This is a genomic window from Nocardia abscessus, from assembly GCF_015477775.1.
Taxonomy (GTDB): domain Bacteria; phylum Actinomycetota; class Actinomycetes; order Mycobacteriales; family Mycobacteriaceae; genus Nocardia; species Nocardia abscessus_A.
Map to the genome: position 1 here is coordinate 804006 of NZ_JADLQO010000002.1, position 24441 is coordinate 828446.

Genomic DNA, 24441 nt, shown 5'->3' on the forward strand with positions numbered 1-24441 from the left:
CCTACTCCACTCCGATCTGCACCGAATCGCCGTGCTGCCCACCGGAATACACGATCACCTCGACACCGGGGAAGTGCTGCGCGATATGGGCGGCGAGTTCGTCGCCGAGACCCTCCGGCGCGGCCGCTCCCATCATCAGGGTGACCAGCTCGCCGCCGAAGGCGAGCAGCCGGTCCAACAGCGTCCGGCCTGCCGTCCGCACGTCGGGCTCGATCACGACGACGTCGTGGCCGGCCAGCCCGAGCCCGTCGCCCGGTTCGCAGGTGCCGACCATGGTGAGCGCGCGCTCGGTCGCCGCGCGCAGCGAACCCCAGCGCGTCGTGGCGGCTGCCTCCGACATGGCGAAAGCGTCGTCGACCGCGATCCGTCCGCGGTCGTGCACGGCCAGCGCCGCCAGGCCCTGCACCATCGACGCGCTCGGCAGCAGCAGCACGTCGCGGTGGGCGTCGCGCGCCGCGACGCCGACGGCGACCAGTTCGTGCGCGGGCAGCGCGCCGTTGGGCAGTACCAGCACTTCGCGGTTCGGCATCCGCCGGATCGCGGCCAGCAGCGTCGTCGCGGTGACCGGCTCGTCGCCCGCCAGCACCACGGCGCCCGCGTCCTCGAACAGCGACGCCGCGCCCGTGCCTGCGACCACAGCCAAGATGCCGCGGTCGGCCGGAACGCCGGGGGGCTTCGCCGCGACCGAGCCGAGCGCCCCGGCCACCACCTGGGTCGAATCTGCGGCCGGGGCGGATTTCGTGGTGTCTTCGATTCGGGCGGGCCAGGTCCGCACGCCGGAGGCACGGTCGTCGGGTTTCGGCTCATTTCCGGTGCCCGCGACATCGGCGCGGTTTCCGGACACGGACCGTACGCCTCGGTGCGACCCGAAGGTGACGTTCTCGACACGGATTCGGCTGAGCGTGCCCGCGGCGATGCCCGCCTCCACGGCCGCACCCGCGTTGGCACAGTGCACATGCGCCGACCAGGACCCGCCGCCGTCACCGACGACCACCACGGAGTCACCGAGTTCACCTAGACGGGTCCGCAGCGCGGCCACTCTCGCCTCGTCGGAGTCGGCCAGCAGGTACATCACCTCGTACTGCGGGTCGGCGTCGCCGCCGGACGCGGATCGCGCCGCCGCGGTCGGCCGGGGGTACTCCGGCCGCACGGGCGCTTCGCCCCTGGTCATCGTGACCAAACTGTCCAGCAGCACCACCAGCCCGCGAGCTCCCGCGTCGACGACACCGGCCTCACGCAGCACCCCCAATTGAAAGGGAGTGTCGCCGAGCGCCTTGGCCGCACCGTCGGCCGCCGCGAGCGCCACCTCGGCCAGGGTCTGATCCGGGCACCCCGCGGCCGCCGCGGCGGCGCAGTCCAGCACGGTGAGGATGGTCCCTTCGATCGGCACGCTCAGCGCTTCGCGCACCAGCTCGGAGGCCCTGGTCAGCGCCACGCGCAAGCTGTCCGCCGTGAACGGACCCCCGTCCACCGCCTCCGCGACGCCCCGCAGCACCTGGGACAGGATGATGCCGGAGTTGCCGCGGGCGCCGACCGTCGCGCCGTGCGCCATCGCGACCGCGACAGCATGCGCCGCGCTCCCGTCCCCGCTCACCTCGGTGTTCGCCCGCGACGCCGCGGCCGCTTCCGCCGCCTCGACCGCGGCCCGCATGGTGGCCAGCAGATTGGTGCCGGTGTCGGCGTCCGGGACGGGAAAGACATTGAGCGCGTTGATCTCCTCGCGCCGGTGTTCCAGGCCGGCGAGACAGGTGCGGCCCCAGCACAGCAATGCCGTGCCGTCCAGCACATCTCGCGCTCCGGACACCGTCACCGCACTCCCTTCCGCCTCCGCACCACACCGCCCGCCAGGTTAGCTGGCGGTGCCGACAGGCAACCGGCAAGACCGCGCCATTAAACTGGAGGTGCCCAGCTACCGCTCCGGCACTCGTCCGCGGGGACCGGTTTGGTGGATCGGTACCGGCACAGCTACCCTTGCAGGGTTGCCTCGCGCGGCCGTCGCCGGTCTGCGCTGGTCGGCTCCCCAGCCGACAGGGCACACACTCGACATTGCACGAGGACGCGCTCGCGAAAGCGGCGGTCCCACCATTGACATGAAGGAGTTCGCGACTATGGCTGCCGTCTGCGACGTCTGCGCCAAGGGCCCCGGCTTCGGGAAGTCGGTCTCGCACTCGCACCGGCGCACCAACCGTCGTTGGAACCCGAACATCCAGACCGTTCGCGCGCAGGTCGCGCCGGGCAACACCCGCCGCATGAACGTGTGCACCTCCTGCCTGAAGGCGGGCAAGGTCGTCCGCGGCTGATCCGCCCCCGACCGACCGAACGCCCCGGCACCCACCTCGGGTGGTCCGGGGCGTCGTCATGACTGCGGGCGCTCGACGCGCGTTCCCGCTGTGAGAGAGCGTCCCTGGCGGGTCCAGCCGCTGGCCGCCGAGTACACCTACGGCCTCGCCGAATGCCACATCTCCTGCTGGCGCGAGGCGTACCGGGGGCTGGTGCCCGACCACGTGCTCGACGCGTTCGACATCGAGCGGCGAGCCGAGCTGTGGGAACGCGATCGGGTGCGCTACCCGGGCCGCACCCACGTCGCGATCATCGAGGACATCGTGATCGGATTCTCCAGCGCGGGCCCGCCCGACGACGCGGACGCGGTGACCCCGCTGGAACTGCACGCCCTCTACGTGCGCTCCCGCTGGCACGGCAGTGGCGTAGCCGACGACTTGATCCGCGCCGCACTCGACCCTGCCGCTCCGTGCTCCCTGTGGGTATTCGAGCGGAATGCGCGCGCCCAGGCGTTCTACCGGAAGCACGGCTTCGTGCTCGACGGCACCAGCAAACTCGAATCGTTCACCGCCGCGGTGGAGGTGCGCATGGTGCGCACGCCGACGATGCACGCGGACTTCACGCTGGGTGACGCCCCTTAGGCGTACCTCCGCCTTCGCTCCGGCCATGCGCAGCTACCTCCAGCTACCGCTCCGGCCATCCGCAGCTACCTCCAGCTACCGCTCCGGCCATCCGCAGCTACCTCCAGCTACCGCTCCGGCCATCCGCAGCTACCTCCGCCTCCGCTCCGGCCATCCGCAACTGCCCCCGCCATCGCTCCGGCCATGGCGACTGCCGCCACCTTCTTTCCGGCCATACGCAGCAGCTGCCTCCGCCTTCACTCCGCCCATGCGCAGCTGCCTCCACCTATCGCCCCGGCCATGCGCGACTGCCCCCACCTATCCGCTCCGGCCATGCGCGGCTACCGCCCGCCTCCGCTCCGGCCATGCGCAGCCACCGCCCGCCTCCGCTCCGGCCATGCGCAGCCACCGCCCGCCTCCGCTCCGGCCATGCGCAGCCACCGCCCGCCTCCGCTCCGGCCGCTGACGGACTGCGTCCGACTGCGCCCGTTAAGGTGCAGATCATGACCTCCACCGAGCAAGCCGGGTATGTGACGACTGTCGACGGCGTCCTCCAGATCACCATCGCCACGTCCGCCAACGGCACGTCCATGGACTTCGCGGGCATCAACGCGGGCACCGCCGCGCTGCGGTCACTCGGCTCCGACGTCGGCGCGGTGCTGCTGCGGGGCACCGGCGCGAACTTCTGCGCCGGCGGTGACGTGCGCGGCTTCGCCGCGGCGCAGGACCGCTCCGCGCACATTCACGGTCTGGCCACCGACCTGCACGAGTTCGTCCGCGCGTTGGACGCTGTGGCGGTCCCGGTGGTGGCCGCGGTCCAGGGTTGGGCGGCGGGGGCCGGCATGAGCCTGGTCTGCCTGGCCGATATCGCCCTCGGCGGAGCGGGCACCAAGCTGCGCCCGGCCTATCCCGGCATCGGCCTGAGCCCGGATGGCGGCATGTCCTGGACGCTGCCGCGCATCGTCGGGCGGTCGCGGGCCCGCGAAATTCTGCTCACCGACGCCGTCCTGAACGCCGACGAGGCGGTGCGGTTGGGCGTGCTGAGCAGGTTGGTCCCCGACGACGAGATCGTCGAGGAGGCCCAGCGGCTCGCCCGTGCCCTCGCCGCCGGACCGCGTTCCACCCATGCGAGCATCAAGTCACTGCTGCGGCAGTCGGATACCGCGCTGCTGAGCGATCAGCTCGACAGTGAACGCGACGGAATCGCCGCGGCCGCGAGCTCTGCCGCAGGCCGCGAGGGGGTGGACGCGTTCGTCGCGAAGCGCAAACCCGACTACGCCGAGCTCGCCTGACCGGGCGTCACTCCCTGGTCGAGAGCACGAATTTGGCCACCGCGTCGGTGAACGAATCGTTGTCGTCACCGGCGGCGGTGTGCGCGGCGCCGCCGATCTCCACCAGCTGGGCGTGCGGCACCAGCCGCTGAAACGCCTCGGCGCCCTCGGCGCTCACCACGTCCGAGCGCATGCCGCGCACCAGCAGCACCGGGATGCGCAGCGCCCGCGCCGCGTCCTCCATCGGCTCGATCATCGCCGACGGGTCCTCCACCCGGTCGCTCAGCATGTCCGGATCCCAGTGCCAGTACCAGCGACCGTCACGCTCGCGCAGGTTGCGCAGCAGGCCGCCGGTGTTCTTCGGCCTCGGGCGGTGCGGCAGATACTCGGCGACCGCGTCGGCCGCCTGCTCGAGGGTGTCGAAGCCATCGCGATGCTTGCCGAGGAAGTCGATCACCCGGGCGACACCTTCCGGCTCCGGCCGGGTCACGATGTCGACGAGCACAAGAGCGCTGATCGTCGCCCCGCCGGGACGCGCCGTGGCGAGCAGTCCGGTGATCCCGCCCATGCTGGCCCCGACGACCACCGCGGGCGCGCCCAGTTGTTCCAGCACCAGCAGGAGGTCATCGACCATGGTCTCGCGCCGGTAGTCGCGATCCGGCGCCCAGGCACTGTCGCCGTGGCCGCGGGCGTCGACGGTGACCACCCGCATTCCCGACGCGCCGAGCCGCGCGCCGGTCTGCTTCCACGAGTGCCGGGTCTGCCCGCCACCGTGCAGGAAGACGACGAGCGGGCCGTCGACCGGACCGAACTGATCGGCGGCCAGCTCGATTCCACCCGAACCGCGCAGCCGGAGCCGGGACGGTTCGAGAAGATTGTTCGCATTACTCACGATCTGTAGGATCGCACAACGCCGGTCCGCGGCGGCGTGAACCCGTCGAATCGAGGACTCAGCAGCCGAGATTACCCACGAAGAACAGGCACGCGATCTTCGCGTTCACCGACGCGGAGATGGTGGAGGAGCCGCTGGAGGTGTATTCCTCGGCGACCGGAGCCGTCGTGGTCTCCGTGGCGGGCTCCAGCCGCAGGGGGGCCGCACCGGCGACGGCGGCGCCGCTGGTGAGCGCGGCGCAGAAAGCCAGGGTCGCGGTAGCGCCGCGGAGGGTGGTGTTGTGCATGGAAGAGCTCCTCACTCGTTTTCTCTCGGGTCGATCACACACAGACGCCCGACTCAGGGCAGGCGCCAGTCAACCGGTTCGGCCCCCAGTTCGTCGAGTAGTTCGTTCACTCGCGAGAAGGGGCGGGAACCGAAGAACCCACGCGACGCCGACAGCGGCGACGGATGCGCGGACTCGATGTAAGGGATCTCGGATTCGGCCAGCAGCGGCTCGAGCGTCGCGGCGTCCTTGCCCCACAGGATCGCCACCAACGGCTCGTCCCTGCCGACCAAGGCGCGAATCGCCTGATCGGTGACCGCCTCCCAGCCCTTGCCGCGGTGCGAGGCCGGCTTGCCCGGCGACACGGTGAGCACTCGGTTCAGCATGAGCACACCTTGGTCCGACCACGGGCTCAGATCGCCGCAGGACGGCGTGGGGTGACCGAGATCTTTGCTGTATTCGGCGAAGATGTTGGCCAGGCTGCGCGGGATCGGCGAAACGTCCGGCGCCACGGAGAAACTCAGACCCATCGGGTGGCCGGGCGTCGGGTAGGGATCCTGGCCGACGACGAGCACACGCACCGCGTCGAACGGGCGCTGAAAGGCGCGCAGGACGTTATCGCCGGACGGTAGGTAGCCACGGCCCGCGGCGTTCTCGGCACGAAGGAATTCGCCCATGGCGGAAATCCGATCCGCCACCGGCTCGAGTGCCTTCGCCCATCCCGGATCCATGATTTCCGACAGTGGTTTCGCGCCCATGACCGCACAACTTAGCGTGGCTCGCCGTCAACTGACGAGTCCGCCCCGGTGAACGATTCCCAGCCGCCGTCGCCGGTCTGTGCCACGCCGTCGACCGTGAGCCCGCGACCGGCCACAACCCGTCCGATCGCGACCCATCCAGGGGGAAGCGGGTGGCCCGGCGCCCATGTGCCCGCGAAGGCATGGTCCTCGCCGCCGGTCAGGATCCATTGCACCGCATCGGCATCCAGCCGGGCGGCGATTCGTTCCAGCGCCGGGTCGCGCAGCGCGGCCGAGTCCAGATCGATGCCGACGCCCGACGCCGCCGCGATGTGCCCCAGGTCCGCGAGCAAGCCGTCGGACACGTCGGTCAGCGCGCGTAGCCCGAGCGCGCCGGTGACGGCAGCCGATGCCGCGCTTTCGGAAGCCGTGTGCGGTTCGATATCGCCGCCCACCGGCTCAGCCGAGAACTCTCCGCCCGCCCTACCAGGCGGCGGCACTCCGGAGTCGAGCGAGGCAGTCGCCGGACGCCCGGCGGCGCTGGGTGCGGCATCGGATCGCGCTGAAATCCGCTGAGCAGCCGCGGGATCCGAGCCTTCGCTCGCCCCGTGGCGCAGCGCGTCCAGGACCATCGCGTACGGCGGCTGCGGAACGCGATGCGCGGCGAGCGCTTCCGCGACCTCCGGGCCGGTCACCCCGGCGGTGAAGGCGTCCAAACCGGCGGCCGACCAGCCGAGGCGTCCCGCCACCGCGACGACGTCGCCCGCGCGCGCACCGGATCTGGTGATCGGCGCGCCGCACGGATCGCCGAACGCGGTGACGGAGATGACCAGTTCGCGACTGCGCACCAGGTCACCCCCCGCGATGGACGCGCCTGCCCTGGCGGCCTCGGCCCACATACCGTCCGCGAGTCCGTCGATCACCTCCAGCAGAGTGTCGGCCGGGCAGCCGAGGGCGACGACGAAGGCGGTCGGCGTCGCACCCATGGCGACCACGTCGGCGGCGTTCTGCGCGATCGCCTTGCGGCCGACATCCTCGGGGCTGGACCAGTCCAGGCGGAAGTGCCGATCCTGCACGAGCATGTCGGTGGTCACCACGAACCGGCCGTCCGGCGCCGCGACCAGCGCCGCGTCGTCGCCGGGACCGAGCAGCACGCCAGGCGCCTGCACCCGGCCCGCGTTGATGCGGTCGATCAACGCGAACTCCCCTAGTTCACGCACTGTCCTCGGACCGCTACTGGCGCTGATGACCGATCCTTTCCGGCGCGCTGCTTGCTGGAATGCGCCCGACGGTACCCTTTCGGAGGCACTCGAGTATTACCGGGCCGGTCCACCGTTGCCGCCGCTGCGCGGCCCCGGTCGGGGCACCGACGCGCGAACGAGAAAGGATCGGTGAGCATGGCGGCGGATTCGCCGGACCGCGAATCGGCGGAGCACCGGGACGAACAACCGGAAGCCACGGCCGAATCCCGGAAGTCCGGGAGCACGGACCATCCGGCGGGTAGCGCCGACACGAGTTCCTCCGACGCCGCTTCGTCCGACACTGATCCCTCCGACACCGCGGAACCGGGCAGCGACTCCGAGGCCCCGGCCGACGCCGCCAACGACAGCGACTCCGACGTCCCCGCCGACGCCGCCGACCACACCGACTCCGACGTCCCGGCCGACGAGCCGGACAACCCGCTCGCGTCGGCCCCTGCACATCAGTACTCGCCCGCGATCATCGCGACCGCCGTGGCGCTTCCGGTCGTTCTCGTCGTCGCGGTGCTCGTTGCCGCCGTGCTCGCGCGCCGCGCACCCGTCGAACGTGAACCGCTGGTGCTCGGTCCGGTTCCCGCCCCGGCGGCCGACGGCCCGGCCTGCGCCGCCCTGCTGCCCGCACTGCCCGCGGACCTGGGTGAGTTCACCAAATCGACGCTGGTCGAGCCCGCTCCGCCCGCCACCCGCGCGTGGCAGCGCGCCGAAGGTGGCGACGCGATCGTCCTGCGCTGCGGGTTGGATCGCCCATTGGAGTTCAACCGCGCATCACCGTTGCAGCTCGTGAACGGCGTGCAGTGGTTCGAGGTCCGCGACCAGGCCGCCGAGGTGAGCACCTGGTTCGTGGTCGACCGGGCAACCTATGTGGCCCTCACCGTCCCCGACGGCTCGGGTCCCACGCCGCTGCAAGAAGTCTCCGACACCATCACCACCCACCTCCCGGCCCAGCCGATCGACCCGGGACCGCTGCCCAACTGACGCGGAGGGCGTGGGGTGATCCCCGCGAAGAAGTCAGGGGGCAACCCGTACTGGCCGACCGCGGGGCGCTTGCCGAAATCGAGCCGGGCCCGGTGCCCGAAGTCCGGGACCGATCCACCGACCCGTGGCCGAACTAGGTCACCGACCTGGTGTTCACGCAACTGCGACCGGGCGGCGTCAACGCAGGCCGGTGCCGCGGGCGAGCGCGGTTTCGATCAGGGTGGAGACCAGCGCGGCGTAATCGACGCCGGTGGCCTCCCACATGCGCGGGTACATGGAGATCGCCGTGAAGCCAGGCATGGTGTTGATCTCGTTGATCACCGGTCCCTGCTCGGTGACGAAGAAATCGACCCGGGCCAGGCCCTGGCAGTCGAGAGCTGCGAAGGCGCGCACCGCCAGTTCCCGGATCCGGTCGGAGACCTCGTCGTCCAGCTTCGCGGGGACGTCGAATTCACAGACGTCGTCGAGGTATTTGGTATCGAAGTCGTAGAACTCGGGGCTCGCTGCGGTGGTGCCGGTCTCCGGCATCCGGATCTCCGCCACCACGCTCGCCTCGACCCGGCCGTCCGGGAATTCCAGCACCCCGCACTCCACTTCGCGTCCGACGATGCCCGCTTCCACGATCACCTTCGGGTCGTGCGCGCGCGCCGCCGCGATGGCGGCATCCAGCTCGTTCCAGTCGGTCACTCTGGTGATGCCGATCGACGATCCGCCACGGGCCGGCTTGACGAACACCGGCAGCCCCAGGCGCACCCGATCCGCCTCGGCGACCGTGTCGGTGCCGGGGCGCAGCACCACCTGCGTGCCGATCGGCAGCCCTTCCGCCGCGAGCAGCTTCTTGGTGAATTCCTTGTCCATGCCCGCCGCGCTGGCCAGCACCCCGGGCCCGACATAGGGGATACCGGCGAGTTCCAGCATCCCCTGCAGCGTGCCGTCCTCACCGAACGGTCCGTGCAGGATCGGGAACACCACGTCCACCGAGCCGAGAGCGGCGCTCGGATCGTCGAGGGCGATCAAGGCCCCCGAGCGGCTCGGGTCCGCGGTCAGGGTGAGCGCCGTGCCGGTGGCATCCACCGACGGCAGGGCTCGATCGTGGATACCGAGCGCCGCCACGTCCGAACCGCCCAGCACCCAGCTGCCCTCCGCGGTGATGCCGATCGGCACCACCTCGTACTTCTCCCGATCCAGGTGGCGCAGCACGCTGCCGGCCGATACGCAGGACACGGCGTGCTCGTTGCTGCGCCCGCCGAACACCACAGCCACCCTGATCCGGTTCGTCATGCTCCGAACCGTACCCGTTTCGGTCCGCACTCCCACGGCTGACCGTCTCGGACACCGTGGCCCACGCACGCGTCGGGCCGGAGCCGGATCACTCGGGCTTCATCCGCCGCCCGAGCAGGTTGCCGACGGCTTCGCGCACGGAGAGCCCTTCGTGGCAGACCTGGTGCACCGAGGTCGTCAACGGCATCTCGACGCCGTGCCGCTCGGCCAGCGCACGCACCGATGTGCAGGACTTCACACCCTCGGCCACCTGGCCATGAGTGGCCGACTGGGCGGCTTCCATGGACCCGCCCGCGCCGAGCACATGCCCGAAGGACCGGTTGCGCGACAGCGGAGAGGTGCAGGTGGCGACCAGGTCTCCGACTCCGGCCAGACCGGCGAGCGTCACCGGCTCCGCGCCGAGGGCCACCCCGAGCCGGATGATCTCGGCAAGTCCACGGGTGATCAGGCTGGCGATCGAGTTGTCGCCCAAACCCATTCCCGACGCGATGCCGCAGGCGAGCGCGATGACGTTTTTGCACGCGCCGCCGATCTCGCAACCGACCACATCGGTGTTGGTGTAGGGCCGGAAGTATCCGGTCGCGCTGGCGTGCTGCACCGCGACCGCGCGGGTGCCGTCCGAGCAGGCGATCACGGTGGCGGCGGGCTGGCCCACCGCGATCTCGCGCGCCAGGTTCGGCCCGGACAGCACCGCGATCCGGCCCTCGTCGGCCCCCGTGACCTCTCCGATCACCTGACTCATCCGCAGCAGCGTGCCGGTCTCGATCCCTTTGGCCAGGCTCAGCAGCGTGGCGTCGGCCGGGATCAATCCCTTCCACTCCGCGAGATTCACGCGCAGGGATTGCGACGGCACCGCCAGCACCACGATGTCGGCTCGTTCGAGCGCTACCGCGGGGTCATGGGTCGCCGCGATCGGCGGCAGCGGAATATCCGACAGGTAATCGGGATTGCGATGTTCGGAGGCCAGCGTCGCGGCGACCTCCGGCCGACGAGCCCAGATCGTGACCTCGGTTCCCGCGTCCGCCAACACCTTCGCGAACGCGGTGCCCCACGATCCTGCGCCCAGCACTGCCGCCCTCGTCATCAGCCCAATATGCCATGGAAGGATTGCTCGCATGCGCCCGCACGCCGTGCATGCCGTGATCGCGGTCAAGAGCCTCGATCGGGCCAAGAGCCGACTGGCCGACCGGCTGCGCCCGGAGCACCGGGCCCGGCTGGTGCTGGCCATGCTCGCCGACACCGTGAGCGCCACGGCGGCGGTCGGCGAGGTCGTCTCGGTCACCGTGGTCACGCCCGACCCCGCGGTCGCGGGCCTGGCCCGCACGCTGGGCGCGGACGTCCATCCGGAACCGCGCCTGCCGCGGGCCGACGGGCTCAACGCCGCCCTGGCCACCACCGCCGACGCGTTGCGCGGTGCGCACGGGCCGATCGATCTGCTCGCTCTCCAAGCCGATCTGCCCGCGCTGCGGCCGGAAGAATTGTCGGACATGCTCGCCGCCGCTCCGCGCGGACTGCGTTCGATCGTGGTCGACCACGAGGGCAGCGGCACCGCCGCGCTCGTGGTCCGCGACCCGGTCGCCGCGCTCGACCCTCGCTTCGGCCCCGGGTCGGCGCGCAGCCACATCGATGCGGGCGCGGTCGATCTCTCCGGAGACTGGCCCGGGCTGCGTCTGGACGTCGACACCGCCGACGACCTGGACCGCGCGGTGGCGCTGGGAGCCGGAAACGCGACCCGTGCTGTCCTGCACGACATCGGCTGGCCGGGTGGTGTTCACGAACCCGTTCCACACGTGTGCTAGCCGGTCGCCATGGTGGAGTGAGACACACATCAATCCCGATCGCAGGATGCACACCGGGTGTCCGGTAAGGGATGATCGTTGGCGTGAGCGATACGGAAACCGTCAAGCAGCAGCCGTTGCTTCCCACGCCACCCCCGGCGGCGACACCCTTGTCCGCCGACCCGTCGGCGCCACGGTTGCCACGCGATCGCTACCTCAATCGTGAACTGAGCTGGCTCGACTTCAACGCCCGCGTGCTGGCCCTCGCCGAGGACGCGTCGCTTCCGTTGCTGGAGCGTGCGAAGTTCCTGGCGATCTTCGCGTCGAATCTCGACGAGTTCTACATGGTGCGGGTGGCGGGACTGAAACGCCGCGCCGAGACCGGCCTGCTGGTGCGTTCGGCCGACGGCCGCTCACCCGGCGAGCAGTTGGAACTGATCGCCGCGCGCACGCAGGAGATCGCGGTGCGGCATGCCCGCGTCTTCCTCGACAGCGTGCTGCCCGCCCTGACCGCCGAGGGCATCGCGATCATCGACTGGAGCGACCTGGACGAGGACGAACGCCGCCGTCTGTCCGGCCATTTCCAGGATCAGGTGTTCCCGGTGCTCACCCCGCTCGCGGTGGACCCGGCCCACCCCTTCCCCTACATCAGCGGGCTGAGTCTCAACCTCGCGGTGACGGTGAAGGACTCCTCCACCGGCGGCGAGCACTTCGCCCGCGTCAAGGTGCCCGACAATGTCGACCGGTTCGTCCGCGTGCGCCGCACCGACTCCGGTTCCCCCATCGCCGCCTTCCTTCCGATGGAAGCGCTGATCGCCGCCCATCTGGATCTGCTGTTCCCCGGCATGGACGTGGTGGAGCAACACTCCTTCCGGATCACCCGCAACGCGGACTTCGAGGTCGACGAGGATCGCGACGAGGATCTGCTGCAGGCGCTGGAACGCGAACTGGCCCGGCGCCGGTTCGGTTCGCCGGTGCGACTAGAGGTGTCCGACGACATGACCGAGCACATGCTCGATCTGCTCCTGCGGGAACTGGACGTCGACCCCGGCGACGTGATCCAGGTGCCCGGCCTGCTCGACCTGTCCTGCCTCTGGCAGGTGTACGGCGTGGACCGGCCGAATCTGAAGGACACCCCGTACGTTCCCGCGACACCGCCCGCGTTCGGCGAGCGGGAGACCCCGCGCAACGTCTTCGCCGCGCTGCGCGAGGGCGACGTGCTCGTGCACCACCCGTACGACTCGTTCTCCACCAGCGTGCAGCGGTTCATCGAACAGGCCGCCGCCGACCCGCAGGTGCTCGCCATCAAGCAGACGCTCTACCGCACCTCCGGCGACTCCCCGATCGTCAACGCGCTCATCGACGCCGCCGAGGCCGGCAAGCAGGTGGTCGCCCTGGTCGAGATCAAGGCGCGCTTCGACGAGCAGGCCAACATCAAATGGGCTCGCGCGCTGGAGCAGGCCGGCGTGCACGTCGTCTACGGCCTCATCGGCCTGAAGACCCACTGCAAGACCTGCCTGGTGGTGCGCCGCGAGGGCGCGACCATCCGCCGCTACTGCCACATCGGGACCGGCAACTACAACCCGAAGACCGCGCGCCTCTACGAGGACGTCGGATTGCTCACCGCCGCACCGGAAATCGGCGCCGACCTGACCGACCTGTTCAATTCGCTCACCGGTTACTCGCGGAAAGAGAATTACCGCAACCTGCTCGTCGCCCCGCACGGAGTGCGTTCCGGCATCATCGAGCGCATCCAGCGCGAGACCGAGCTGGCGGCCGAGGGGAAGGACGCCCGAATCCGGCTGAAGGCCAACGCGATCGTCGACGAGGAGATCATCGACGCGCTGTACCGGGCCTCGCAGGCGGGCGTGCCGGTGCAGATCGTGGTGCGCGGCATCTGCGGGCTGCGCCCCGGTGTGCCGGGCATGAGCGAGAACATCGAGGTCCGCTCCATCCTCGGCCGGTTCCTCGAGCACTCCCGCGTCCTGCACTTCCAGGCGCAGGACCAGTACTGGATCGGCAGCGCCGACATGATGCACCGCAACCTGGATCGCCGGGTGGAGGTGATGGCGCAGGTGAAGGATCCGCGGTTGACCGAGCAACTCGGCGGGGTGTTCGAGTCGGCGCTGTCGCCGACCACGCGCTGCTGGGTTCTGCACCCCGACGGCACCTGGCGGGCAGCGCCGGGTGCGTCCGGTGACGGGGACAAGATCAGAGACCACCAGGAGCATTTGATGCGGCTGCGGAGGCCCGAGCAGCAGTGAACGCCAGCACGGGGTTCGAACAGGAGGGGGGCCCGTTCTGGGATCCCCGCATCACCGCCAATATCCACGCCGCAGGGGCGGTGCTCTGGCGCACCACGGCGGGGGACGCGATCGAGATCGCGATCGTCCACCGGCCCAAGTACGAGGACTGGTCACTGCCGAAGGGCAAGCTCGACCCGGGTGAGACGCCGATACTCGCCGCGGTCCGCGAAGTCCGTGAGGAGACCGGTCTGGAGTCCAAGCTCGGCCGCTACCTCGGCCACGTAACCTACCCGATTCCGGGCCATCGCAAGCTGAAGCGGGTCGACTACTGGGCCGCCGAACTGGTGGGCGGGGAGTTCACCGCCAACTCCGAGGTCGACGTGCTCAGTTGGCATCCCCTCGACCGGGTGATGGACCAGCTGTCGTATCCGATGGATCGTCAGGTGGTGCGCGCCTTCACCCGGCTGCCCGCGCGCACCGAGACTCTCCTGCTCGTGCGGCACGGCAAAGCCGGCCGCAGGGACCGCTACCACGGTCCCGACGAACTGCGTCCGCTCGACCGCGAGGGCGAGGGTCAGGCGCGGGCGCTGGTGCCGAATCTGTTGGCGTTCGGCGCATCCGAGGTCTACTCGGCGGATCCGCTGCGCTGCGTGCAAACGGTGGCGCCGCTGGCCGAGAAGCTCGGTGTCGAAATCGTCACGGACCCTTTGTTTTCCGAATCCGGGTACGCCGAAAGGCCCGACGAGGCCGGGGAACGTCTTCGAGCCCTGGTGTCGGACAGTGCCGTTCGCGTCGTCTGCAGTCAGGGCAAGGTGATCCCGGATCTGCTGAGTGGGCTGGCCGAACGCGACGGCATCGCGCTGCCATCGGCGCGCAATCGCAAGGGCAGTGTGTGGGTGCTGTCGTTCGCCGGCCCGCGCTTGGTGGCCGCCGACCATCTGGATCGATCGCTGTCAGCCTACGTCGTGCCGTCCTGATACGCAGGCAGCCGGGCCGTCACCCCGCGCGTCGGCGGGCGGCCGCACGCGCCGATCGGCCACGGCGAGCGCGGCCATGCGGTCACGTTGGGAGGGCAGGCGAAAACGGCCCCGGGTGTCTCCCGGGGCCGTCTCGACGTTGAGGCGAATGGGCCCAGTCGTGGGGCCGCGCATTCGGCGCCGATCCGGCGGTGGCTCGAGATCAGCGGGCTCGGCGAGCCGGGGCCTTCTTGGCCGCGGTCTTCTTCGCAGGTGCCTTCTTGGCGGCGGTCTTCTTGGCGGCGGTGGACTTGGCCGCCGTGGCCTTGGTGGCCGTCTTCTTGGCCGGAGCCTTCTTCGCGACCGCGGTCTTCTTCGCGGGCGCCTTCTTCGCAGCGGTCTTGGTGGCGGTCGTCTTGCGAGCGGTGGTCTTCGCCGGGGCCTTGGCGGCGGCCTTACGGGCCGTGCTCTTGGCGGGCGCTTTGGTCGGCGTCGACTTCTTGGCGGCGGTCTTCTTCGCCGCCGTCTTCTTTGCCGCCGCCTTCTTCGCGGCCACCGGCGCATTCACCCCGCGCTTGACCGCGGGCCCGGTCGCGGCCAGTTTCTGCTTACCCGCGATCACCGCCTTGAACTGAGCGCCGGGGCGGAACGCGGGCACCGAAGTGGGCTTGACCTTCACGGTTTCGCCGGTACGCGGGTTCCGTGCGACGCGAGCCGCCCGCTTACGCTGTTCGAACACACCGAATCCGGTGATTGTGACGCTCTGACCCTTGTGCACCGCGCGCACGATGGTGTCGACCACATGCTCGACTGCCGCGGTGGCCGTGCGCCTGTCCGTACCCAACTTTTCGGTCAGAACGTCGATCAGTTCCGCCTTGTTCATTGAATCCTCCGCAGACTAATGGCCCGTCGTCGGACCGACTAGGTACCACGGTAAACCCACTTTGGGCAAGAGTCTATGTGCCACGCCAAAATTCATGTGGTTTAGCACACGTCCAGCTACCGCCACTACTGTCGCTCAGCTAACCGCCAAGGGTGATTACGTCTGCGAAATATGTGCTGGAAGGGTGGTGGGTTTCCATGTTGGCCTTGCCTTTTCGAACCGGGAGATCGCGTCCTCCCGGCGGAGAGTCAGCCCGATGTCATCCAATCCCTCCAGCAGACGCCACCTGGTGTAGTCATCAATATCGAACGGCAACACGACGGTTCCGGCCGTCACTGTGCGCGCCTCGAGATCCACAACCAATTCCAAGCCGGGCTGTTCCTCGAGCAACTTCCAGAGCATTTCGACATCGTTCTGTGACATCTGAGCGGCCAGCAGACCGCCCTTGCCCGCATTGCCGCGGAAGATGTCGGCGAACCGGGATGAGATGACCACCCGAAAGCCGTAGTCCGACAGCGCCCAAACAGCGTGCTCACGGGAGGATCCGGTACCGAAATCCGGACCTGCCACCAGCACACTACCGCTGTTGTAAGGCGCAACGTTGAGAATGAAGTCGGGATCGGCCCGCCATGCGGCGAACAACCCGTCCTCGAATCCGGTCCGGGTCACCCGCTTGAGGTAGACCGCCGGGATGATCTGATCGGTATCGACATTGGAGCGGCGCAGCGGCACCCCGATGCCCTTGTGCACGGTGAAGGCTTCCATTACGAATCTCCTGGGTTTGATTGCGGGAATCGGGAGCCGTCAGGCCAGATCCGCAGGCGAGGACAGTGTTCCGCGGACCGCCGTCGCGGCCGCTACGAGGGGAGAAACCAGGTGCGTACGGCCGCCTTTGCCCTGCCTGCCCTCGAAGTTGCGGTTCGAGGTGGACGCGCAACGCTGGCCGGGCTCGAGCTGGTCCGGATTCATTCCCAGGCACATTGAGCAGCCCGCCTGCCGCCATTCGGCGCCCGCCGCGGTGAAAATCTCGCCCAGTCCTTCTTTTTCCGCCTGTGCGCGAACCCGCATCGACCCCGGTACAACCAACATTCGCACGCCGTCGGCGACATGACGTCCCTTCAAAATCCCGGCCACCGCACGCAAATCCTCAATGCGTCCGTTGGTGCACGAACCGACGAATACGGTGTCGATCGGTACTTCCCGAAGTGGAGTACCCGGCTCCAAGTCCATGTAACGCAGAGCTTTCTCCGCGGACTCCCTGGCCACCTCGTCGGCGATGGCGGCCGGGTCGGGGACGGCCTCGCCCAGCGGCGCGCCCTGGCCGGGGTTGGTGCCCCAGGTGACGAACGGGGTGAGCGCGGCGGCGTCGATGTGGACCTCGGCGTCGAAAACGGCGCCCTCGTCGGTCTTCAGCGCCTCCCAGGCGGCCACCGCCGCGTCCCAGTCGGCTCCCTGGGGGGCGTGCGGCCGTCCTTTGAGGAATTCATAGGTCGTTTCGTCCGGCGCGATCATGCCCGCCCGAGCGCCCGCCTCGATGGACATGTTGCAGATCGTCATTCGGGCCTCCATCGACATGGCTCGAATGGCCTCGCCCCGGTACTCCAGGACGTAGCCCTGGCCGCCGCCGGTGCCGATCTTCGCGATGACCGCCAGGATCAGGTCCTTGCTCGTCACGCCCGCGGACATGACGCCGTCCACGGTGATCGCCATCGTCTTGAACGGGCGCAACGAGAGCGTCTGGGTGGCAAGCACATGTTCGACCTCGGAGGTGCCGATGCCCATCGCCAGCGCGCCGAACGCGCCGTGCGTCGAAGTGTGGCTGTCGCCGCACACCACGGTCATTCCGGGCTGGGTCAGGCCCAGCTGCGGCCCGACCACGTGCACGATGCCCTGATCCAGGTCGCCCATCGGGTGCAGCCGCACACCGAATTCCGCGCAGTTGCGCCGCAGCGTCTCCACCTGGGTGCGCGAAACCGGGTCGGCGATCGGCTTGTCGATGTCGATCGTCGGAACATTGTGGTCCTCGGTCGCGATCGTGAGATCCGGCCTGCGCACCGGCCTGCCCGCCGCACGCAGCCCGTCGAATGCCTGCGGACTGGTCACCTCGTGGACCAGATGCAGGTCGATATAGATGAGGTCCGGTTCGCGCGAGGCTCCCTCACCCTCCCCGCGAGCGACGACATGCTGGTCCCATACCTTCTCGGCCAGCGTGCGCGGTTCGGCCATTGTCGATCACCTTTCGGACGAAGCAGCCGTTCCGCGATCTGGACTCCGACGCGGCGACGGTTGCACAGGTTGTGATAGCTGCGCCTGGTCGGAACGCTGACAGCGAGAATCCGCGACGGTGGATTTCTCAACATCCGAGACGCTAGTATCGTTCTATGAGACAGCATAGCGGCATCGGCGTTCTCGACAAAGCAGTGGCGGTCCTGTACGCCGTAGCCGAGCATCCCTCGGGTCTCAACGAGCTGTGCGCGCGCACCGGCCTGCCCCGCGCCACCGCGCACCGCCTCGCCGTCGGCTTGGAAGTGCATCGCCTGCTCGCTCGCGACAGCAACGGCACGTGGCGGCCCGGCCCGGCCCTGGCCGAACTCGCGACCAGCGCCAATGACCCGCTGCTGGAGGCGGCGTCGGCCATTCTCCCCCGGCTGCGCGAGATCACCGGCGAAAGCGTGCAGCTCTACTGCCGCGACGGCAACGCCCGCGTCTGCGTCGCGGCCCTGGAACCCCCCGTCGGACTGCGCGACACCGTACCGATCGGGGCGCGACTGCCGCTCACCGCGGGCTCGGCGGCCAAAGTGCTGCTGGCGTGGGCCGACCCGGAACTGCAGCGCACCATCCTGGCCGACGCGGTGTTCGGCGAGCGCGCGCTGGCCGAGGTGCGCAAGCGCGGGTGGGCGCAGAGCGCGGCCGAGCGCGCGGCCGGCGTGGCCAGCGTTTCCGCGCCGGTGCGCGACGCGGGGGGCACCGTGGTCGCGGCCGTCTCGGTGTCCGGGCCGATCGATCGGATGGGCCGCAGGCCGGGCGCTCGCTGGGCGGCGGATCTGGTCGCGGCGGCCGAGGCACTGCACAAGCGCCTGTAACGCGTTGCAGTCCGAACTCTCTAGAGTTGGCCCATGGGAGTGAAACAACGGGCACAGATCGTGATGTCCGACACCGAGATCACCGAGTTCTTGCAGCGCAGCCGGATCGCGACGCTGGCGACGCTCGGCCCGAAGGGCACGCCGCACCTGACCGCGATGTGGTACGCCCTCATCGACGGCGAGATCTGGTTCGAGACCAAGGCCAAATCGCAGAAGGCGGTGAATCTGCGCCGTGATCCCCGTGTCACCTGCATGATCGAGGCGGGCCAGACCTACGACCAGCTCAGGGGCGTGTCCATCGAGGGCCGCGCCGAGATCGTCGAGGACGCCGAGAAACTTTTCGCCGTCGGGGTGAGCGTGTGGGAACGCTACAACGGCCCATACAGCGAGGAGATACGGCCGATGGTGGAAGCCATGCTGCACAAACGGGTCGCCGTGCGCGTCGTGCCCGAGCGCACGCGCAGTTGGGACCACCGCAAACTCGGCCTGCCCGCCATGCCGCTCGCGGGCAGCACCGCGCAGGCGCTGGACTGACCCCGAGCGGGATTCGGGCCGCGCGACGCGCCGAAATCGAACTGACACAACCGCCTCGCACGGACTAGCGTCGGGGTGTTCGACAGCAACCGGCCGGGCACCGGCGCCCGCGAGGACGCGCTGCGCGGCCGCGACGACGAGGAGCAGCGATGGCGGATTCGGGTAAGTCCAACGGCGCCGACGAGGTGAAGCGCAAGTTCCGGGAAGCACTGGAGCGCAAGAACCAGCAGAACGCCCGCGCGGCCGATCACCTCGACGGACGGTCGAAAGCGTCCGCGGCGCACTCCGCCGTTGGCCACAAGCGGGAATTCCGGCGCAAGAGCGGCTAGTCCGCGCAGATCGCCAAGGCCCTCCGGCAAGATCGCTGGAGGGCCTTTCTTTTGCGCCCGGACCAGGCGAGATGCGCAGTCCACCCGAGCCGCTCGGCAGGGTGATCCCGCCAGGGCGCGCTTCACGGGTGTCCTCTGGCGTCCTATCGCCGCCCTGGGCCGAGCCGGCTCTCGTCGGCGGGCAGAAAGGTTCGATCGGTCGCCGCGGCGCCCGGATCGGGCGGTCGAGCACATCGCGTGAGGTGCCACATGCCGTGCCGAGTTCTCCGGCAGTCCGGCGCGGTCGGAAGTAGACGAGTCTCGCGGTCTCGTCGGGTGGTCACCAAGCCACGAACCGGATCAGCTGCCCGCGCCGTGCAGACGCGGCCGCGCGACGGGTTCTCGGCGACGTGGCGCGCGACAGGCGGCCGTGTATCGGCCCGCCGGATCGTGCCGTGGAGCCGCGGCCCCGAAACGCGTGCGACGGGACGGTCGGCCCATGGCCTGGACACGCTGATGCGCCGTTGTGAATTCATCCAGACATCACGCCGGAGCCACCGATCCGCACCACGCGGACTCGAGATGTCCGATCCACCCCTTGGGAATCCTTCGCTGCCGCCACGCTGTAGCCGCCGAGCCGGACCATGACCTTCGTCACTGGGACCAGCCGTGATCCCACCGACGGCGGCCCCTCGACGCCTGCCGGTTTCCGCAAGCTCGAGTAGATCAGCAGCTTCGCCAGACCCTCACCGGCCGGGACAAGACCGTCCGCAACGCCGACACCGCACCGCCCCTGTCAGGAGGGCCAACCCCTCGCCCGGGTGTCGAGAGCGAAGCCTCCGGGCGGGGCGTGGGGTGCGCCCTAGAACATGACGAAACGAGAAAGGCCCATGCTCGATGAGCATGGGCCTTTCTCTCGTGTAGCCCCGACGGGATTCGAACCCGCGCTACCGCCTTGAGAGGGCGGCGTCCTAGGCCGCTAGACGACGGGGCCAGGACTGCTTCTCGCTGTCGCGAGGAGCGCCTTGGTTGATCTTTCGATCAGGAGGCTCGGCTAGCTTAACCGGCCGAGGCCCGGCGACCAAATCGCCAGGTGCTGATTGATTTCGGCCGCGAACCGAAGTCGTCCAACACTCTCCGCTGGGGTACCAGGACTCGAACCTAGAATGGCTGAACCAGAATCAGCTGTGTTGCCAATTACACCATACCCCAATGACCAGGTCGTTCATCTGCAAGTCTGGGTGACTCGAGACCGTGTTCCGGGCCGAGAAGAAGAGTACCAAACGGCTACGGGTTAACTACAAATCGCCTGGTCAAAGCCATATTTTTACGGTTGGGACGCCGGTTGCCCCGCCCCTTGCCAGGTCCCGGCCGAGCGCAGCCGGTCCAGGGTGACGCCCCGGCCGAGCAGTTCCAGCGATTCGTACAGCGGCGGGCTGATATGCGACCCGGTGACCGCGACCCGCACCGGCGCGAAGGCTTTGCGCGGTTTGAGCCCGAGATCATCGATCAGCGCCTTTTTCAGCGCCGCTTCGATCGCCTCGGTGGTCCACTCGGTCAGCGGCTCCAAGGCGGCAATAGCCGACTGCAATACCTCGGTCGCGTCGGGACCGAGATTCTTCGCCCCCGCCGCGGGGTCGATCGCGAACTCCTCCGCGGGCGCGAACAAGAAACGCAACAGGTCCCAAGCGTCGGACATCACGACAATCCTGGTCTGCACGAGTTCCGCCGCCGCGGCGAACACCTTCTCATCGATTTCCGCGCCGATACGGTTGTGCTCGGTGAGATACTCCCGCAGCCGGTGGGCGAAATCACCCGGCGCCAGCAATCGGATGTGCTCGGCGTTGAGCGCGTCCGCCTTCTTCTGGTCGAAACGGGCCGGATTCGAATTTACTTTCGAAATGTCGAAGGCCTCGACCATCTCCGCCATGGAGAACACGTCGCGGTCCTCGGACAGGCCCCAACCGAGTAGCGCGAGATAATTCAGCAAACCTTCGGGGATGAATCCGCGGTCGCGGTGGGCGAACAGATTGGACTCGGGGTCACGCTTGGACAACTTCTTGTTGCCCTGGCCCATGACGAACGGCAGGTGACCGAACTCCGGAGTGAAATCGGTGACCCCGATCCTGCGCAGCGCGGCGTACAGCGCCAGCTGCCGGGGGGTCGAGGAGAGCAGGTCCTCGCCGCGCAGCACGTGGGTGATCCGCATCAGTGCGTCATCGACCGGGTTGACCAGCGTATACAGCGGCTCTCCGGTACCGCGGGTGAGCGCGAAGTCCGGGACGCTGCCCGCCTTGAAGGTGGTCTCACCGCGCACCAGATCGGTCCAGGACAGGTCCTCGTCCGGCATCCGCAGCCGGACAACGGCCAGGCGGCCCTCGGCCCGGTATGCCTCGATCCGCTCGGGCGTCAGGTCGCGATCGTAGTTGTCGTAACCGAGCTTCGGATCGCGTCCCGCGGCGCGATGGCGAGCCTCGACTTCCTCCGGTGTGGAGAACGATTCATACGCCTCACCGGCCTCCAGCAAACGCCGAACCACGTCCAAGTGCAGATCTTTTCGCAGCGACTGGCGATATGGCTCATAGGGCCCGCCGACCTCCGGCCCTTCGTCCCAGGTGAGGCCGAGCCAGCGCAGCGCGTCGATAATCGCGCGGTAGGACTCCTCGGAATCGCGTGCGGCATCGGTGTCTTCGATACGAAAGACGAATGCGCCGCCGTGATGGCGAGCATAGGCCCAGTTGAACAGCGCCGTCCGGATCAGGCCCACGTGTGGCGTTCCGGTCGGTGACGGGCAGAATCGGACCCGTACTTCAGTCATGGCTCTCTTTCGATCAGCGTTTGGCGGCAACGGGATTGGTGAGGGTGCCGATGCCCTCGACGGTCACCGACACCTGCTGCCCCTCGCGCACCGGGCCGACGCCCTCGGGGGTGCCGGTGAGGATGACGTCACCGGGCAGCAGCGTCATCACGGTGGTGACCCACTCGATGAGCTTCGGAATGTCGTGCAGCAGAAGCGAAGTGCGGCTACGCTGCCGCACCTCGCCGTCGAGTTCGGTGACGATCTCCAGATCCGAAGGGTCCAAGGAGGTCTCGATCCACGGACCGAGCGGGCAGAACGTGTCGTAGCCCTTGCCCCTGGTCCACTGGCCGTCGTGGCGCTGCTGGTCGCGGGCGGTCACGTCGTTGGCGGCGGTGTAGCCGAGCACCACGTCCAGCGCGCGGGCGGCGGGCACGTCCTTGCAGGGACGGCCGATGACGACGGCCAGCTCCCCTTCGTAATCGACCTGAGACGAACTGGGCGGCAGGATGATCGGGGCGTTCGGCCCCACGATCGCGGTGTTCGGCTTGAGGAAGATCACCGGGTCTTCCGGAGCCGGTCCGCCCATCTCGGCGGCATGGGCGGCGTAGTTCTTGCCGATGCAGACCACCTTGCTGGCCAGGATCGGCGCGAGCAACCGGACGTCGGCCAGCGGCCAGCTCCGCCCGGTGAACGTCGGTGTGCCGAACGGGTGTTCCGCGATCTCCTTGGCCACACTGTCGCTTCCGTCGCCTTCGATGCTGACGAAGGCGACCCCATCGGGACTGGCAACTCGACCTAGACGCATGCCCCGGAGTCTATCGACCCGTCGCCACCTGCCCGAACGCGCCCGACCGGGTGGTACGGAATCCGCGCGAATCCAGCGGCGGCGCGTGCTGTGAGCAGTCCGACAGCCACGGCCGTCGAGCCGAACCGCCGTTCCGGTGTACCGTGAGCAACGAAGTTCACAAAGTGGGAATTGTATCCCAAATATTGAGATATCAAATATTGAGATACCGAGGTGAAGCCGATGGCGACCGTCACGCAGATCGACGAGGCGCGGCGCTGGTCCATGCTCGGCCTCGGCGTCTTCGCCCAGGCCTCCAGCGCGGTCTTCATCCACGGCGTCCCGTTCCTGCTGCCCGCGCTGACCGACCGCGGTATGCCGCTCGCCACCGCGGGCCTGCTGGTCGCCATGCCCACCGTCGGCCTGGTGTGCACCCTGATCGCGTGGGGCTACCTGGTCGACCGGATCGGCGAGCGCAAGGTACTGGTCGGCGGCCCCCTGCTGATGCTGGCGGCCGGATGCGCCGCGGCGGCCACGACCGACGACCTGGCGTTGGGCGCGCTGCTGTTCCTCGGCGGCGTCGGGGCGGCGAGCACCAACGGCGCCAGCGGCCGGGTCATCGTCGGCTGGTTCCCTCCGCACCGGCGCGGGTTGGCGATGGGCATCCGGCAGACCGCCCAGCCGCTGGGAGTGGGCGTCGCCGCGTTGGCGATTCCGGCCGTCGCCTCCACCTACGGCGTGCCCGCGGCGGTTCTCGTTCCCGCGCTCATGGCGGGCGTGGCGGCCGTGGGCTGTCTGGCCGGCATCGTCGACCCGCCGCGCCCGCCGGCCTCCGCCGCCGATCCGTCGTTGCGCGCCAATCCTTATCGCGACGACGCCACGCTGTGGCGCATCCATCTGGTCTCGGTGCTGCTCGTCGTCCCGCAGGGCACCGTGTGGACGTTCGCGCTGCTGTGGCTGCACCGCGACATCGGCTGGTCGCTGACCGCCGCGGGGGCGCTGGTGACCGTCACCCAGATCCTCGGCGCACTGGGCCGCATCGGCGCGGGCGCCTGGTCGGATCGCGCGGGCAGCCGGATGGGCCCGCTGCGGACGGTCGCGATCGCCGCCGTGCTCTCGATGGCCGCGCTGGCGCTGGCCGCGTGGACGCACTGGTGGTGGGCCGCCATCCCGCTGCTGATCGCCGCGTCGGTGATCACCGTCTCCGACAATGGATTGGCCTTCACCGCGGTCGCCGAGATCGCGGGCCCCTACTGGAGCGGCCGGGGGCTGGGCATCCAGAACACCGGGCAGAATCTGGCCATGGCCGCCGTCCCGCCGGTGTTCGGCGCCCTGATCACCGCGAGCGGCTTTCCCGCCGCCTTCCTGCTGGCCGCGGCCACCGCCGTAGCGGCCGTCCCCTTGGTCCCCCGCGACCCCGGCTGAGAGAGGACGTGGGCGAGCGCGGAGTGGTCGAGGACCTTTCGTGGGGATGCGCGAAGGTCCCGTT

23 protein-coding genes and 2 tRNA genes are annotated in these 24441 nt (G+C 69.2%); 11 read left to right on the top strand and 14 right to left on the bottom strand.

Annotated elements, in window-relative coordinates; genetic code table 11:
• Position 1 precedes the first annotated feature (1 nt).
• Positions 2–1810, bottom strand: coding sequence for a DAK2 domain-containing protein (locus tag IU450_RS09425; protein ID WP_324197600.1), 1809 nt, complete (start codon positions 1808–1810; stop codon positions 2–4).
• Positions 1811–2108: 298 nt separating this feature from the next.
• Here IU450_RS09425 and rpmB point away from each other — a divergent pair, with 298 nt between their 5' ends.
• The 3 genes from rpmB (at position 2109) to IU450_RS09440 (ending at position 4192) form a co-directional block, all read left to right on the top strand.
• Positions 2109–2300, top strand: coding sequence for a 50S ribosomal protein L28 (gene rpmB / locus IU450_RS09430; protein ID WP_011210730.1), 192 nt, complete (start codon positions 2109–2111; stop codon positions 2298–2300).
• A 90-nt stretch (positions 2301–2390) separates the two neighbouring features.
• Positions 2391–2921, top strand: a complete 531-nt coding sequence (locus tag IU450_RS09435; RefSeq protein WP_195149332.1) for a GNAT family N-acetyltransferase — start codon at positions 2391–2393, stop codon at positions 2919–2921.
• Between the two features lie 482 nt (positions 2922–3403).
• Positions 3404–4192 carry an enoyl-CoA hydratase/isomerase family protein gene (locus tag IU450_RS09440; protein ID WP_195149333.1) on the top strand — a complete coding sequence of 263 codons (789 nt, stop codon included), beginning with the start codon at positions 3404–3406 and terminating at the stop codon, positions 4190–4192.
• Positions 4193–4199: 7 nt separating this feature from the next.
• Here the strand turns inward: IU450_RS09440 and IU450_RS09445 are convergent, their stop codons facing one another.
• Genes IU450_RS09445 through IU450_RS09460 form a run of 4 tightly spaced genes read right to left on the bottom strand, consistent with a single transcriptional unit; the run spans position 4200 to position 7285 of the window.
• The gene (locus IU450_RS09445; RefSeq protein ID WP_195149334.1) at positions 4200–5063 is read right to left on the bottom strand and encodes an alpha/beta fold hydrolase; all 864 of its coding nucleotides are present in this window, start codon (positions 5061–5063) and stop codon (positions 4200–4202) included.
• Between the two features lie 58 nt (positions 5064–5121).
• Positions 5122–5349 (bottom strand): hypothetical protein, encoded by a 228-nt coding sequence (locus IU450_RS09450; protein WP_043695495.1) that lies wholly within the window; start codon positions 5347–5349, stop codon positions 5122–5124.
• A 53-nt stretch (positions 5350–5402) separates the two neighbouring features.
• The gene (locus IU450_RS09455; RefSeq protein ID WP_195149335.1) at positions 5403–6086 is read right to left on the bottom strand and encodes a uracil-DNA glycosylase; all 684 of its coding nucleotides are present in this window, start codon (positions 6084–6086) and stop codon (positions 5403–5405) included.
• An 11-nt stretch (positions 6087–6097) separates the two neighbouring features.
• Positions 6098–7285, bottom strand: coding sequence for a thiamine-monophosphate kinase (locus IU450_RS09460; protein WP_195149336.1), 1188 nt, complete (start codon positions 7283–7285; stop codon positions 6098–6100).
• Between the two features lie 177 nt (positions 7286–7462).
• Between IU450_RS09460 and IU450_RS09465 the strand changes: the two genes are divergently transcribed.
• The gene (locus IU450_RS09465) at positions 7463–8299 is read left to right on the top strand and encodes a DUF3515 domain-containing protein (RefSeq protein ID WP_195149337.1); all 837 of its coding nucleotides are present in this window, start codon (positions 7463–7465) and stop codon (positions 8297–8299) included.
• Positions 8300–8476: 177 nt separating this feature from the next.
• On the opposite strand, the gene IU450_RS09470 is transcribed toward IU450_RS09465, so the two are convergent.
• A complete protein-coding gene (locus IU450_RS09470) occupies positions 8477–9580 on the bottom strand; it encodes a D-alanine--D-alanine ligase family protein (RefSeq protein ID WP_195149338.1) in 1104 nt (367 codons plus the stop codon).
• 88 nt (positions 9581–9668) lie between these two features.
• A complete protein-coding gene (locus IU450_RS09475; protein WP_195149339.1) occupies positions 9669–10664 on the bottom strand; it encodes an NAD(P)H-dependent glycerol-3-phosphate dehydrogenase in 996 nt (331 codons plus the stop codon).
• Positions 10665–10695: 31 nt separating this feature from the next.
• On the opposite strand from IU450_RS09475, the gene cofC reads away from it, so the two are divergent.
• The 3 genes from cofC (at position 10696) to IU450_RS09490 (ending at position 14581) form a co-directional block, all read left to right on the top strand.
• Positions 10696–11379, top strand: coding sequence for a 2-phospho-L-lactate guanylyltransferase (gene cofC / locus IU450_RS09480; protein WP_195149340.1), 684 nt, complete (start codon positions 10696–10698; stop codon positions 11377–11379).
• A gap of 71 nt (positions 11380–11450) precedes the next feature.
• Positions 11451–13622 (top strand): RNA degradosome polyphosphate kinase, encoded by a 2172-nt coding sequence (locus IU450_RS09485; protein ID WP_195149341.1) that lies wholly within the window; start codon positions 11451–11453, stop codon positions 13620–13622.
• Positions 13619–14581: an NUDIX hydrolase gene (locus tag IU450_RS09490; RefSeq protein ID WP_195149342.1), complete on the top strand. Its 963-nt coding sequence runs from the start codon at positions 13619–13621 to the stop codon at positions 14579–14581. The genes IU450_RS09485 and IU450_RS09490 overlap by 4 nt, the downstream gene beginning before the upstream one ends.
• A gap of 202 nt (positions 14582–14783) precedes the next feature.
• Here IU450_RS09490 and IU450_RS09495 read toward each other — a convergent pair whose 3' ends face one another.
• The 3 genes from IU450_RS09495 to leuC form a co-directional block, all read right to left on the bottom strand.
• Positions 14784–15443, bottom strand: a complete 660-nt coding sequence (locus IU450_RS09495) for an HU family DNA-binding protein (RefSeq protein WP_043695518.1) — start codon at positions 15441–15443, stop codon at positions 14784–14786.
• 156 nt (positions 15444–15599) lie between these two features.
• A complete protein-coding gene (gene leuD, locus IU450_RS09500; RefSeq protein WP_195149343.1) occupies positions 15600–16208 on the bottom strand; it encodes a 3-isopropylmalate dehydratase small subunit in 609 nt (202 codons plus the stop codon).
• A gap of 39 nt (positions 16209–16247) precedes the next feature.
• The gene (leuC, locus tag IU450_RS09505) at positions 16248–17669 is read right to left on the bottom strand and encodes a 3-isopropylmalate dehydratase large subunit (protein WP_195149344.1); all 1422 of its coding nucleotides are present in this window, start codon (positions 17667–17669) and stop codon (positions 16248–16250) included.
• A 155-nt stretch (positions 17670–17824) separates the two neighbouring features.
• Between leuC and IU450_RS09510 the strand changes: the two genes are divergently transcribed.
• The 3 genes from IU450_RS09510 (at position 17825) to IU450_RS09520 (ending at position 19389) form a co-directional block, all read left to right on the top strand.
• The gene (locus IU450_RS09510; RefSeq protein WP_039799600.1) at positions 17825–18526 is read left to right on the top strand and encodes an IclR family transcriptional regulator; all 702 of its coding nucleotides are present in this window, start codon (positions 17825–17827) and stop codon (positions 18524–18526) included.
• Positions 18527–18559: 33 nt separating this feature from the next.
• Positions 18560–19060, top strand: coding sequence for a PPOX class F420-dependent oxidoreductase (locus tag IU450_RS09515; protein WP_195149345.1), 501 nt, complete (start codon positions 18560–18562; stop codon positions 19058–19060).
• A gap of 149 nt (positions 19061–19209) precedes the next feature.
• Positions 19210–19389, top strand: coding sequence for a DUF5302 domain-containing protein (locus tag IU450_RS09520; RefSeq protein WP_043695533.1), 180 nt, complete (start codon positions 19210–19212; stop codon positions 19387–19389).
• Between the two features lie 900 nt (positions 19390–20289).
• Here the strand turns inward: IU450_RS09520 and IU450_RS09525 are convergent.
• From IU450_RS09525 to IU450_RS09540, 4 genes are all read right to left on the bottom strand, one after another.
• A tRNA-Glu gene (locus tag IU450_RS09525) sits at positions 20290–20362 on the bottom strand.
• 146 nt (positions 20363–20508) lie between these two features.
• Positions 20509–20580 (bottom strand) — tRNA-Gln (locus tag IU450_RS09530).
• A 115-nt stretch (positions 20581–20695) separates the two neighbouring features.
• Entirely contained in the window at positions 20696–22186 is a 1491-nt protein-coding gene (gene gltX, locus IU450_RS09535; protein WP_195149346.1) for a glutamate--tRNA ligase, read from the bottom strand.
• A 13-nt stretch (positions 22187–22199) separates the two neighbouring features.
• Positions 22200–22973 carry a fumarylacetoacetate hydrolase family protein gene (locus IU450_RS09540; protein ID WP_195149347.1) on the bottom strand — a complete coding sequence of 258 codons (774 nt, stop codon included), beginning with the start codon at positions 22971–22973 and terminating at the stop codon, positions 22200–22202.
• A gap of 222 nt (positions 22974–23195) precedes the next feature.
• On the opposite strand from IU450_RS09540, the gene IU450_RS09545 reads away from it, so the two are divergent.
• Positions 23196–24377 (top strand): MFS transporter, encoded by a 1182-nt coding sequence (locus tag IU450_RS09545; RefSeq protein ID WP_195149348.1) that lies wholly within the window; start codon positions 23196–23198, stop codon positions 24375–24377.
• The last annotated feature ends 64 nt before the right edge of the window (positions 24378–24441 follow it).